We start from the raw sequence: 13088 nt of genomic DNA on the forward strand, positions 1-13088 counted from the left end.
TACGGCGGCCGCTGCTGATCCGAATGGAGGTCTTATGCGCCCGCGTGGGACATTGGGACGGGTCGGAGCTGGGCTCCATCTGTTGAGGGCGTCCATGCCGAAATCCGCAGCGCGCTGCACCTCCCGGGCCGCCATGCTCACCACCCTACTTGATGGGGCCGGGATCACCCGGTCGAGCGTCATCCGGGTGACGGGAGACGGCGCGCTCGCAGGTCTCCTTTGGCTTCGTCGGCACGGCTATGAGGGTGTCGGCTATGGCTGGTCGGGGGCGAACGCGCCGCGCCTTGAGCCGGACGCCGTCCTCGTCGCCCACACCTGCGACGAGATCACGCTCAAGCGCCTCCTGGCCGTCGGCCGGCAAGTGCGTCCCGGCGGCGTCTTCGTCTTTCAGCACCGCCTGGAATCCGAAGGCTGCGCGCTGGGGATCGAGTGGCTGCTCGACCAGGCCGGCTTCATCACGGAACGGCGCCTCAACGGCGCCCGCCGAGCGCTGATCATCGCGCGCCGCCGCGATTCTGCGATGTGCAAGGCTGCGTGACATCGCGGGGTCTCCGGTCCGGCAGAACACCCATCGCAGCCGCACGCCCTACGATCGGCTGATGTTACACCGGCGGCGCGCCCGGGCCTTCGCCTGGTGTCTCTTCCTGCTGTTCATCGCGGGCGTCGCCAGCACGCGGTATCTACATCTCTGAACCGGCGGCGCGGCGGGTCGGGCGAGCTCCCGGCGGACCGGGAACTCGCCGGCGCCTGGGTCAGTAGCGATAGGTCAGGTCGATCCCGACCGTAAGCGGCTGGTTGGTGACGATCCGATTGAACGACGCAGCGGGCAGCGTCTCCTGGAACAGGCTCTCCAGCTGGGCGTGCTTGTTGAACAGGTTGTTGGCGAATAGCGAAGCGCCCCAGCCGTCCGTCGACTGGATCCCGGCGCGGATGTTGGTCAGGTCATAGTCCGGCAGTTGGATGTACTTGCCGTTCAGCGAGAACCCGAACGGGAAGGCGAGCGAGTAGCGCCGGCCGACGTAGGCGCTCTCCGCCCGGGCCGTGAAGGTGTACTTCGCGGTCAGGTCCTTCGAATAGCTGAGCCCGAGGTTGCCGTTCACCGGCGCCACGTCCGACAGCTTGTCGAGCGGTGTAATCTGCCAGTGCGGGCCGGGATCCACCCAGGCATGGGTCAGACCCAAGGAGGCGTCCAGCTGGAAGCCGCCGCCCAGGACGGCGCGGGACTCGATCTCCCCGCCGTAGATGGTGGCCTTATTGCCGTTGATGTTGAGCGCCCAGTCGCCGGGCAGCGCCTCGAGCTGGATGTTTTTCCAGTCCTCGTAATAGAGGCTGGCGTTGACGATCAGGCGGCGGTCGAAGAACCGCGCCTTCTCGCCCGCTTCGTAGCTCCAGACCGAGTCCGGCTGGTAGCTGGTCGGCCACTTGCCGCCGGGGAAGTTGTAGGGCGCGAAGACCGCGCTCCAGTAGGGACCGGTCACCGGATAGACAGCGTTGCCGCCGCCGGGCCGCGAGCCTCGGGCGATGGTCCCATAGACCATCAGGTCGCTGTCGAAGGTGTAGGAAAGGTCGAACTTCGGGTTGAGGCCGTTCTCCGACTGCCGGATGAGGCCCGACACTGACGGCGTCGCCGCGCCCATTCCCGAGCCCCAGCCGCTGATCGAAGATGAGAAGTGGTAGTCGTAGCTGTACCAGCGCAGCCCTAGCGTCGCCTTGAGCTGATCGGTGAGGGCGTAGGTTCCCTCGCCGAACACCGCGTACTGCTTGAGCTCGGTGGGCGACCGGGCGATGAACCACTGAGTGGTGGTGGCAGGCGCGAAGGTGCCCAGGTCCATGTAGGCCGACGGGTTGGAGGTGATCCCGTCGAACTGCCACTTGGCGCTGAAGTCGCTGTAGTAGACGCCGCCGACCCACTTCAATTTGCCGTCGCCCTTGGAGGCGATGCGCAGCTCCTCGCTGAACTGGTGGGACGGATCGTCCTCCTTGCCGGAGACCATGCCGCTCCCCGTCGGGCCGAAGTAGCCGGGATTCGGCAGGCCGTTGTTGGAGGCGAAGGTCGCACCGGTGTTCGGGTTATTGAAATCCTCGCTGCCGTCTTCGATCTGCGTCGACTTGCGGTTCCATTGCGCCGTGCTGGACGTCACCTCGAAGGCGTCGAAGCTGTAGTTCACATTCAAGGCGAAGACCGCGATGCTGTCGGTCAGCGGCTCGGCGATGTCGAACGGCTGGTAGTGCGCCTCGGTCCCAGGATCGCTGTCGTAGGCGCTGATCCCATTCTGCTTGCTGGTCTGGTAGAAAATGGAGGGCGTGACCGTCAGGTCCTCGGTCGGCGCCCACAGGAGGGTCGCGCGCACGGCATAGGCCTGTTCGTCGTTGGCGCCCTTGTAGTCCTTCAGAACCGGTGCAGCCGCGACGTTCCCACGGGTCGAGCCGTCCACGCTGGGCAGCGGATAATTCCCGGCCACGATCCGATCGATCCAGCCGCTGGTGTAGGCCTCCGTGCCCACCAGGCGAAGCGCCAGCTTGTCCTGGACCAGAGGGATGTTCAGCATGACGTTGTCGGTGTGGTTGAAGCCGCCGCCCTCGGTGCCCGAAAGCACAGTCTGGGCGGAGACATGAAAGCCGGTCAGGTCGGGCTGAATGGTGATCAGCCGCACTGTGCCGCCCATCGATCCCGAGCCATAGAGGGTCCCCTGCGGTCCCCGCAGAATCTCCACCCGGCTCAGATCGTAGAGTGTGGGGTCGATCACCACCTTGCCGTTCTGCGCGCCCGCCGGGGCGGTCATCGGGATGTCGTCGAGATAGAAGCCGACCGTCGCGGAGTTCCCGCCGCTGGAGGTCATGCCGCGCAGCTCGATCTCGGTCTGCCCCGGACCCTCGCTCTTCAGCGAGACGCTGGGCGTCGACTGGGCCAGGTTGGTGAAGTTGGCGACGCCGCGGGCCTGCAGGTCGGCGCCGCTGACGGCGGAGATGCTGACCGGCGTCCCCTGCACCGTCGAGGTGCGCTTTTCCGCCGTCACGATGACCTCGGCGACCGAGTCGGCGCTATCGGCAGCGCCCGACGCCGCGGAGCCCTCGGCGGCTGCGGCCGGCTCTGCGTGGGCCGTGGGTGCGAAGGCGATCGCTGTGCTGCTGAGCAGCGCGGCTATAGTGGTGTTGCGGCGCGAATTCATGACGTCCCCCAGCCGCGTTGTTGCGGTGCAACACGGCGGTATCAGGGGGGTGCGTCAGGGTTCCATTCGTGTCCGTGCAAGGAGTGATAAACGGAACATAAGGCGCCCGATCTCATTGCCTTCGGCTGAGGCCGGCCGGCGTTTTCATGCCTGCGGCAGGATCCGGAACATGTCGTCGGTGACGAAGCGGTAGCCGATCCCAGGCTCGGTCATGATCACCTGCGGCTCGGAGGGGTCGCCCTCGATCTTCTGCCGCAGCTGGCCGATGAAGACCCGCAGGTACTGAGTGTCCTCGACGTGCGCCGGTCCCCAGATCGAAATCAGCAGGTCGCGGTGCTGCATCACCTTGCCGGCGTTCTGCGCCAGCTTGGCTAGGAGGTCGTATTCCTTGGGCGACAGGTGCACGAGTTCGTCGCCCTTGGTGACCAGACGCCGCGGAAAATCGATCGTCAGCGTGCCCGATTTCACGATGGGCGGCGGCGGCTCGCCGGCGTGAAGGCGCTGTCGCAAGGCCGCGCGAAGCCTCGCCAGCAATTCGCCGACGCCGAAGGGCTTTTCCACATAGTCGTTTGCGCCGTTGTCCAGCGCGTCGATCTTCTCGGTCTCCCGGTCGCGGGCCGACAGGATGATGATCGGCTCGTGATAGAATTCGCGGGCCTTGATCAGGACCTGGCGTCCGTCCATGTCCGGCAGCCCAAGGTCGAGGACCACGGCGTCCGGCGCGGCGCGGGCGATCTCCCGCAGGCCTTCGGCGCCGGTGTCGGCCCGCAGCGGCTCGAACCCGGCGGCCTCCAGCGCCGCGCGCAGGAAGCGATGGATCTGAGCCTCGTCGTCGATGACCAGGACGCGAGGGTGGTGCGCACTCATGGGGTGATCTCAGGCCTCTGCGGCGATTTCGGCAGGCTGATCAACACACGAGTGCCGTGATCGCCGTGGATCGGGCTGGCGGCCGCGATCCGTCCGCCCATGGCCTCGATGAAGCCCTTCGAGATCGACAGGCCGAGCCCTGCGCCCTTGGTCCGGTCGGTCGGCTCCTCCATGCGGCGGAACTTCTCGAACACGCGTTCCAGCTCCGCGGTGGGGATGCCCTTGCCCTCGTCCTCGATACTGATAACCACGTTGTTGCGGTCCTCATAGGCGGCCAGATCGATCGCCGTGTCGTCGGGACTGTAGGCGATGGCGTTTTCCAGGATGTTGACCACAGCCTGCTCCAACAGGTTCGGGTCAAGCCTGACCGGCGGCAGGTCCGGCGGGAAGTCCCGCTCGATATGTCGTTTTCCAAGTCGGCGCGAGACCCGTTCCGCGGCGCCCATCAGCACGTCGCGGACGTCGATCCAATCTTCGCGGATATTCAAGCCGCCGCCTTCAAGCCGTGTCATGTCCAGGAGGTTGCCGACATAGCGGTTGAGGCGTTCGGCCTCCTCGCGGACGCTCTGCAGCAGGTCGGCGCGGGTGGCCGGCGGCATGCCTTCGCCATATTCGATCATGGTGGTGGTCGAGCCCAGCACCGTCGAGAGCGGCGTACGCAGGTCGTGGCTGATGGAGTTCAGCAGGGCGGCGCGGAAGCGATCCGAGCGGCGCAGGGTCTCCGCCTCGACGGCGGCGAGCGCCAGGTCGGCGCGCTCCAGGGCGACCGCGCCCTGGTCGAGCAGCGCCAGGACCAGCTTCTCCTCGTCCGAACCGGGCCTCAGCATGTTGGCCTCCACGCCGGCGACGCCAACGCGGTTGCGCACCCCCTGCAGCGGCCAGAAGGTCCAGCTGGTCTGCGGCAGGGTGCCGGTCCCGGAGCCGGCCGCCTCGCCCTTCTCCCAGGCCCAGCGGGCGGCGGCCATGGCGGCGGCGCCCAGGTCTTCGAGCACGGGGGCGCCGGCCACCGGCACGATCTCCTCGCCCTGCGGCAGCAGCACGATGGCCTTGGCGTTTCCGGCGGCGGAGATCTGGTCGGCCAGGGCGTGGGCGGTGTCGTCACGGGTCGCGGACCCCGAAAGCCGTCGGCTCGACGCCAGCAATGCGGCGATCGCCGAGGCCCGGGCCGAGGTCCTCAGGGACTGGTCGCGGACGCGTCCGGTCAGCCAGCCGGTGGTCATGGCCACCACGAAGAAGACCGCGAAGGTCAGCACATCGGTGGGATGGCCAATCACGAAGGACAGGCGCGGCTCGAGGAAGAAGAAGTTGTAGGCGAGCGCCGCGGCGGCTGCGGCGGTGACCGCCGGCCAGAGGCCGAACGCCAGGCCCGCGCCCAGCACGCTCAGCAGGAAGATCATCGCCAGGTTGGCGCCCGTGGCGAACTGGTCGAGCAGGCCGGCGATGGCGCCGGTGACCGCCACGAGGACCAGGGCGCCGGCGTGGCCGCGCCAGCCGGCAAGGCTGAACGGCGGCATGTCCACCAGAGGCGCCTTGCCGTCGTCCACCCCACGCTCGGTGACCACGTGGACCGCGGCGCCTCGCGCCTGGCGCAGCAGCGCCGTGGCCAGGGTGCGCCCGAGCAGCTCGCGCAGGCGGCTGTCGCGCGACTTGCCGATCACGATCTGGGTGACGTTGTTGCGCCGCGCATAAGCCATCACCGAGGCCACCACGTCATCGCCGGTCAGCACGACCGTCGATCCGCCCAACTGCTCAGCCAGCTTCAGCGCCTCGCTGAGCCGGCCTTGAGCCGCCGGCGAAGGCGGTTTCTGATTGGGGCGCTCGACGTGGGCGACAGTCCAGGGCGCGTCCATCATCATGTCCGAGAGGCGCCGGGCCGTGCGCACCAGGGCGCTCGCCATGGCGTCGCCGCCGACCAGGACAACGATGCGCTCGCCGGCCGCCCACGGGCCCTCGACGCCTTTCTCTCGCATGGTGGCGATCAGCTGATCGTCGACGGTCTGGGCCATGCGGCGTAGCGCGAGTTCGCGCAGCGCCGTGAGGTTCTCGGGCTTGAAGAAGTTGTCCGCCGCGAGCCGGGCGGTCTCAGGCACATAGACCTTGCCGTCGGCCAGCCGTGCGCGAAGCTCATCCGGCGTGATGTCGACGAGCTCGATGTCGTCGGCGCGGGACAGAGCCGAGTCCGGAACGGTTTCGCGCTGGCGCACGCCGGTGATGCGCAGCACCACGTCCACCAGGCTTTCCAGGTGCTGGACGTTCAGCGTGGTCCAGATGTCGATGCCGGCGCCCAGCAGCTCTTCGACATCCTGCCAGCGTTTTGGGTGGCGCGAGCCTGGCGCGTTGGAGTGGGCGTACTCGTCGACGATCAGCAGCTTCGGCCGGCGAGCGAGCGCACCGTCGATGTCGAACTCCATGAGGGTCCGAGCTTTGTACTCGATGGGTTTGCGCGGCAGCACCTCCAGGCCGCGCAGCAGGGCCTCGGTCTCGCGCCGACCGTGGCTTTCGACGACGCCGATCACGACGTCGTCGCCCTCGGCCTTGCGTCGCCTGGCGGTGCGCAGCATCTCGTAGGTCTTGCCTACGCCCGGCGCCATGCCGAGAAACACCTTGAGGCGCCCGCGCCGCGCCTTGTTGGCGGCGGCGAGGAGCGCCTCGGGGTCAGGCCGGCGCGGTTCGTCGGTGGTCGTCATCGCCGCTCCCGCATGTCGGCGCCTCAATCTCGACGTCCATGGGCTAGCTGGCCGGCGGTGTGGGACGAGCCGGAGCCGCCGCGTCCAGCGCGAGATTGGTCTTTAGCACGTTGACGTGCGGTTGGCCGAAGATCCCCAGCCAGGCGTCGGTCGTGTTGGCGGCGATCGCGCGCTCGACCTCGCCCACCGGGACGCCCCGGGCCGCCGCGACCCGAGCCGCCTGGCGATGGGCGTTGGCGGGCGAGATGTCGGGATCCAGGCCCGAACCCGAGGTGGTGACCGCGTCGGCCGGAACGGGACCGGCGCCCTCGCTCTGCAGTCCCGCTGTGTCCTTGGCGATGCGCTTGGCCAGATCGGGATTGAGCGGGCCCAGGTTCGAGCCGGAGGAGTTGGAGGCGTCGTAGCCGTCGTTGCCGGCCGCCGACGGACGCGGATGCAGATACTGTGGCTTGGCGAAGTTCTGGGCGATCAGCGAGGAGCCGATCACCTGGCCCTTGGCGTCGCGGATCAGGCTGCCGCCGGCCTGGGCCGGGAAGGCCACATGGGCGATGCCGGTGATGACCAGCGGATAGATCACGCCGAGCAGCAGGGTGAAGAACAGGGTGGCGACGATGGCGGGACGGATTTGGGCGAACATGGCGGGCTCCTAGAACGTCGCCTTGAGGGGGACCGCGACGCTGGCGCGTTCGGCAGGCTTGGAAGTCGGCGGCGGGCGCCGGGGGGGCCCCGGGGCACGGGGGGTGGCGTCCGCCGCCTCCGCCGCGCGGGGCTGAGCGCGCGCGAGCAGAAGTGAGGGTTTGATCAGCGGAATGAACGACGGGGTCATCACGCCAGACCCACGCTGGAGACGATGATGTCGATCAGCTTGATACCGATGAAGGGCACGATAACCCCACCGATGCCGTAGATCAGCAGGTTGCGCTGCAGGAGCCGGCCGGCGCCGATCGCCTGATACTTCACCCCGCGAAGCGCCAGCGGGATCAGGGCGACGATCACCAGGGCGTTGAAGATCACCGCCGACAGGATGGCGCTCTTCGGGCTGTGCAGGCCCATGATGTTGAGCGCGCCCAAGGCCGGCAGGGTCAGGACGAACAGCGCCGGGATGATCGCGAAGTACTTGGCCACGTCGTTGGCGATGGAGAAGGTGGTGAGCGCGCCGCGAGTGATCAGCATCTGCTTACCCACCTCGACGATCTCGATGACCTTGGTCGGATCGCTATCCAGGTCGACCATGTTGCCGGCCTCGCGAGCGGCCTGGGCGCCGGTCTGCATGGCCACGCCGACGTCGGCTTGGGCGAGCGCCGGGGCGTCGTTGGCGCCGTCGCCGCACATGGCGACCAGGCGGCCGCGGCCTTGCTCGTCGCGCATCAGCCGCAACTTGTCCTCCGGCGTCGCCTCGGCCAGGAAGTCGTCGACGCCGGCTTCGGAGGCGATGGCCGCGGCGGTGACCGGATTGTCGCCGGTGATCATCACCGTACGAAGGCCCATGCGGCGCAGGTCGGCGAAACGCTCCTTCACGCCCGGCTTCACCACGTCTTTCAGATGGATGACCCCGAACAGGATGCCGTTCTCGGAGACCGCCAGGGGCGTGCCCCCCGAGCGGGCGATCCGGTCGACGGCGGCGGTGAATTCCGCGGGCGCCTGACTGGCTTCGAGCCCGGCGTCCTTGAGGACCGCATCGACGGCGCCCTTGCGCCACTTGCTGCCGTCGGCGTCCAGGCCGGACTGGCGGGTGGTGGCGCTGAACGGGATCACCGTGGCGCCCTTCGGCGCTTCCAGGACGAGGCCCTCGTTGCGGGCCAGTTCGACGATGGAACGGCCTTCCGGCGTCTCGTCGCCGAGCGAGGCCAGCAGGGTCGCGCGCAGCATCATCTCCGGGCGCACGCCCGGCGCGGCGATCAGCTCAGTGGCCATGCGGTTGCCGAAGGTGATGGTGCCGGTCTTGTCGAGCAGCAGGGTGTCGACGTCGCCGGCGGCCTCCACGGCGCGGCCGGAGGTGGCCAGAACGTTGAACTTCAGCAGCCGGTCCATGCCGGCGATGCCGACCGCCGAAAGCAGGCCGCCGATGGTGGTCGGGATCAGGCAGATGAAGAGCGCACCCAGCACCATCGGGTCGATCTTCACGCCGGAATAGGTGCCGAGCCCGAGCAGGGTCACCACCGCGATCAGGAAGATCAGCGTCAGGCCGGCCAGCAGCACAGCGAGCGCGATCTCGTTCGGCGTCTTGCGGCGGTCCGCGCCCTCGACCATGGCGATCATCCGATCGAGGAACGTCGAGCCGGCCTCGGAAGTGATACGCACCTTCAGCCAGTCGGACACCACGGTGGTGCCACCGGTCACGGCGGACCGGTCGCCGCCGCTCTCGCGGATCACCGGGGCGCTTTCGCCGGTGATGGCGGCCTCGTTGACCGAGGCGATGCCTTCTACGATCTCGCCGTCCGAGGGGACGACGTCGCCGGCCTCGACGAGGACGACGTGGCCGACCTTCAGCTCATTGGCCGGCGTGAGGACGACTGCGCCGGCGGCGTTGAGCAGCTTGGCCTTGGTGGTCACCCGCGTGGCCCGCAAGCTGTCGGCGGCGGCCTTGCCGCGGCCCTCAGCCACGCTCTCGGCGAGGTTGGCGAACAGCACGGTGGCCCAGAGCCAGAGCGCGATCTGTAGCGCGAAGGCCCAGTCTCCGCCGTCCTTGATCGCCAGGACCGTGGACATGGTCGCCAGGACTGCGACGATCCATGTGGCGAAGATCACCGGATTGCCGGTCAGCTTGCGCGGATCGAGCTTGACGAAGGAGTCGCGGGTCGCGCGGGCCAGGATCGGCCCCGAGAAGCTGCCGACAAGGGTTGCGGCCTTGCGGCGGCCTTCACCCAGAGGTGCGGTTGCGGTGGTCATGTGATGATCCCCAAAGCTTTCAACGGGGGGTTTCAGCGGGCCGCGGCGACGGCGTTGAGCACCTGGAAGTGCTCGACGATCGGGCCGAGGGCGAGGGCGGGGAAGTACTGCAGGCCGCCCATGATCAGGATCACCCCGATCAGCAGGCCGATGAACAGCGGCCCGTCCGTGGGGAACGTGCCGGCAGTGGCGCCCAGCTTGGGCTTCATCGCCATGGAGCCGGCGATGGCCAGCACCGGAATGGCATAGGCGAAGCGGCCCAACAGCATGGCGACGCCGAGCGTGGCGTTCCAATAGGGTGTGTTGGCCGAGAGGCCCGCGAAGGCCGAGCCGTTGTTCCCCGTGGCCGACGAGTAGGCGTAGAGGATCTCCGACAGGCCGTGCGGACCCGGATTGGCCAGGCCCTTCAGGGCCACCGGAACCACCGCGGCGACGCCGGCGAAGCCCAGGATCGAGACCGTCAGGATCAGCACCGCCAGCATGGCGTACTTCACCTCTCGCGCCTCGACCTTCTTGCCCAGGTATTCCGGCGTGCGTCCGACCATCAGGCCGGCCACGAAGACCGCGATGAGCGCCAGCACAATCATCCCGTAGAGGCCTGAACCGACGCCGCCGGGGACGATCTCGCCGAGCTGGATCATGAACATCGCCATGCCGCCGGCCAGCGGCATGAAGCTGTCGTGCATGGCGTTGACGCCGCCGTCGGACGCGCCAGTGGTGGCCGCGACCCAGATCGCCGTCGAAGGCGCGCCGAAGCGGACCTCCTTGCCTTCCATGTTGACCGAGGCGTCGGCGTGGGCGGCGACCAGGGCCGGCGCGGGCTGGGTCTCGGCGGCGTAGACTACGGCTGCGGCGGTGAACACGAAGATCGCCATCACCGCCACCAGGGCGCGGGCGTCCTTGCGAGCCAGGACGATCCGCCCGAAGGCGACGGCGCAGGCGTAGCTGAGGACGTTCATGATCACGATCTCGATGAAGTTCGTGATCGCATTGGGGTTTTCGAACGGATGGGCGGAATTGACGTTGAACAGGCCGCCGCCGTTGGTGCCGAACTGCTTGATGGCTTCCTGGCTGGCGACGGGGAACAGGGCGATGGTCTGCTTGCCGCCTTCCACCGTGTGGGCGATGGCGTTGGCCGCCAGCGTCTGCGGCTCGCCCAACGCCACGAAGACCAGGGCGATGACGATCGAGAACGGCAGCAGGATGTAGAGGCTGATCCGGGTCAGATCGACCCAGAAGTCGCCCAGGTTCTCGCTGCGGTTGGCGGCGAAGGCGCGCGCCAGGGCGGCGGCGACCGCGATGCCCGCGGCGGCCGAAAGGAAGTTGTGCGAGGTCAGCCCAGCCATCTGCGAGAAGGTCGAGAGCGTCGTCTCCGGCACATAGGACTGCCAGTTGGTGTTGGTGATGAAGCTGATCGCGGTGTTGAACGCCAGGTCCGGCGAGCAGCCGGGGAAGCCCTGCGGATTGAGCGGCAGGAAGTTCTGGAATCGCAGGATCAGGTACAGCACCACGAAGCTGGCGACGCTGAACGCCAGGAAGCTCATGGCGTAGGCGATCCAGTTCTGGCCCTTGTCGGGCTTCACGCCGCAGCCGGCGTAGACCAGCCGTTCGACGGGCTTCAGCACCGGGTCGAGCCAGGTCTTCTCGCCCTGCCAGACGCGGGCCATGTAGATGCCGAGCGGCCACGCGAGCGCGACCGTGACGGCGAGCGTAAGGGCGATCTCCGCCCAGCCCTGACCGTTCATCAGAACTTCTCCGGCTTTAGGAGGGCGACCACCATGTAGGCGCCGATGACGAGGGCGCCGACGCCCCAGATGATGTTTGCGAGCATCAGATGCGCCTCAGGCTGTAGGCGTAGGCCGCGAAGACCACGAAGATGGCGACGCCGCCGAGAATGTAGAGGATGTCGAGCATTGGGCCGCTCCACCGGAAAGCTAGAGGGGGAACCTACTAAGCCTGGGCGTAAGGACGCCATGCGGAAGCACGTTGATCGATATCAAGGAAGTATAAGGGTTCTGCCAGCCGGGGCGCGAGCCCGATCCTTGACGTTTTGCTTATCCGGCGGGTCGTCTTCGGTATCGAACGCTTACGGCCGGCCGCGCGAAAATGCGGGCATTCCAGGAGGCGCCGTTCGCCCCCGACCATGGAGTTCCGAGTTCGATGTCCCAAGAGCCGTCGCCCAAAGATTCGTCTTCCGGCCTGCTCAGCAGCGATCCCCTTATATCGCTGCTTGAGCGGGCGCACGTCACCAAATCGAGCCTGATCCGCGTGACCGGCTCCAGCGGCCTGTCGGCCATGCTCTGGCTTTGTCGGCACGGCTACGAACAGGTCGGCTATCTGCGTCCCGGCGCCGGCCCGCATGAGCAGCCCGACGCCCTGATCGTCGCCCACACCTGCGATGAAGCCACCCTGCAGAACCTGCTGCTCACGGGCCCCCACGTCCGCGAAGGCGGCGCGCTGGTGTTCCAGTCGCCCCTGCCCCGCGTGCTGGCCTTCCGCGCCGACCCCATCCACCGGCTCCTGAAAAGCTTCGGCTACGCGGTCGAGGAATGCCACCACGGCCAGCGGCGCGAGCTCCACGTGGCGCGCCGGCTTTACCAGGCGCCGCTGAAGCAGGCCGCCTGAGATGATCCCGGCTTCCGATCTGTGGATGCTGGGCCTGCGGCCGGTCCGCAATGACGAGGACGACGCGGCGGCCGTGGGCGATGTTGTCCGCCCGGCGCGCTCGACGAAGTTCGTTGTCGACCAGCGGCTCGGCCGCTGGCGCGTGCAGCTGAACGATGAGGACGCGGGCGCCTTCGCCAGCCTGGACGACGCCGTGCGTTTCGCTTGCGGCCAGGCGCGCGAGCAGGCCAAGGCCGGGACCCTCGGCGTGGTGGTGGTGCAGTCCGAGGTCCAGGAAATGCACTGCTTCACCCCGCCGGCCGGGGCCTATGTCGCCCCGCCCGAACCCAAGCTGCGCGTGGTCGGAGGCGCGGGCCGATGACGCCTCGCGCCTCCAGCTCCTACGAGGCCTGGTACGCCAGGCTCAAGGTCGCGCATCGCAGAGCCTTGGCCCGTCACTGGCCGCTGGTGCTGGTGGCTTTCGCCATCGCGATCGTCGTCGGCGTCCTGAGCCCTGACCGCAGCAAACCGCCCGCGTCCCCAGCGACCACGTCGGCGGAGTCGGTCAGATGAGGTCCCCTTCACAAGGACCGGCGCCGAGCCTGACCCGGAGCGACCTCTCGCCCTGCGATCGGTTCCTGGCCAGGCGCAGGGCCATCTTCCTGCGGGACTGGATCCTGGCGCTGATCGCCCTGGGTCTGGTCCTGGCGGCCACCCTTTTGCGCTCCGAGCCCCGTCATCCGGCGCCTGACGCGCCTCAGGCTGCGCACCCCGGCGCCCCGCAGATCTGACGCAGGCGCCGTCCTAGCTGTCCTGACGCCAGCCGCCGCCCAGGGCGCGGAAGGTGGCCACCGCGGCGCGGGCCGCCGCC

Annotated in this window: 11 protein-coding genes; 5 read left to right on the forward strand and 6 right to left on the reverse strand. The window is 68.2% G+C overall.

Annotated features, from left to right (window positions below; translation table 11 throughout):
- Positions 1-94 precede the first annotated feature (94 nt).
- Entirely contained in the window at positions 95-538 is a 444-nt protein-coding gene (locus tag E8A12_RS16695; protein WP_293370857.1) for a hypothetical protein, read from the forward strand.
- A 214-nt stretch (positions 539-752) separates the two neighbouring features.
- On the opposite strand, the gene E8A12_RS16700 is transcribed toward E8A12_RS16695, so the two are convergent.
- From E8A12_RS16700 to kdpA, 6 genes are all read right to left on the reverse strand, one after another.
- Positions 753-3170, reverse strand: coding sequence for a TonB-dependent receptor (locus E8A12_RS16700; RefSeq protein WP_293370859.1), 2418 nt, complete (start codon positions 3168-3170; stop codon positions 753-755).
- Between the two features lie 144 nt (positions 3171-3314).
- Entirely contained in the window at positions 3315-4037 is a 723-nt protein-coding gene (locus E8A12_RS16705) for a response regulator (protein ID WP_293370861.1), read from the reverse strand.
- The gene (locus tag E8A12_RS16710) at positions 4034-6724 is read right to left on the reverse strand and encodes a sensor histidine kinase KdpD (RefSeq protein ID WP_293370863.1); all 2691 of its coding nucleotides are present in this window, start codon (positions 6722-6724) and stop codon (positions 4034-4036) included. Before E8A12_RS16710 ends, E8A12_RS16705 begins: the two co-directional genes overlap by 4 nt.
- A 43-nt stretch (positions 6725-6767) precedes the next feature.
- Positions 6768-7361: a potassium-transporting ATPase subunit KdpC gene (gene kdpC / locus E8A12_RS16715; protein WP_293370865.1), complete on the reverse strand. Its 594-nt coding sequence runs from the start codon at positions 7359-7361 to the stop codon at positions 6768-6770.
- A gap of 188 nt (positions 7362-7549) precedes the next feature.
- Positions 7550-9613 carry a potassium-transporting ATPase subunit KdpB gene (gene kdpB, locus E8A12_RS16720; protein ID WP_293370867.1) on the reverse strand — a complete coding sequence of 688 codons (2064 nt, stop codon included), beginning with the start codon at positions 9611-9613 and terminating at the stop codon, positions 7550-7552.
- A gap of 32 nt (positions 9614-9645) precedes the next feature.
- Positions 9646-11358 (reverse strand): potassium-transporting ATPase subunit KdpA, encoded by a 1713-nt coding sequence (gene kdpA / locus E8A12_RS16725; protein WP_293370869.1) that lies wholly within the window; start codon positions 11356-11358, stop codon positions 9646-9648.
- 415 nt (positions 11359-11773) lie between these two features.
- On the opposite strand from kdpA, the gene E8A12_RS16730 reads away from it, so the two are divergent.
- The 4 genes from E8A12_RS16730 to E8A12_RS16745 are packed head-to-tail and all read left to right on the forward strand — an operon-like array spanning position 11774 to position 13008.
- Positions 11774-12238: a hypothetical protein gene (locus E8A12_RS16730; protein ID WP_293370871.1), complete on the forward strand. Its 465-nt coding sequence runs from the start codon at positions 11774-11776 to the stop codon at positions 12236-12238.
- Between the two features lies 1 nt (position 12239).
- Positions 12240-12599: a hypothetical protein gene (locus E8A12_RS16735; protein WP_293370873.1), complete on the forward strand. Its 360-nt coding sequence runs from the start codon at positions 12240-12242 to the stop codon at positions 12597-12599.
- Complete coding sequence (locus E8A12_RS16740; protein WP_293370875.1) at positions 12596-12790, forward strand: hypothetical protein; 195 nt, start codon at positions 12596-12598, stop codon at positions 12788-12790. Before E8A12_RS16735 ends, E8A12_RS16740 begins: the two co-directional genes overlap by 4 nt.
- Positions 12787-13008 carry a hypothetical protein gene (locus E8A12_RS16745; protein WP_293370877.1) on the forward strand — a complete coding sequence of 74 codons (222 nt, stop codon included), beginning with the start codon at positions 12787-12789 and terminating at the stop codon, positions 13006-13008. Before E8A12_RS16740 ends, E8A12_RS16745 begins: the two co-directional genes overlap by 4 nt.
- Positions 13009-13088 lie beyond the last annotated feature (80 nt).

It is taken from the genome of Phenylobacterium sp. (assembly GCF_004799395.1).
GTDB lineage: Bacteria > Pseudomonadota > Alphaproteobacteria > Caulobacterales > Caulobacteraceae > Phenylobacterium.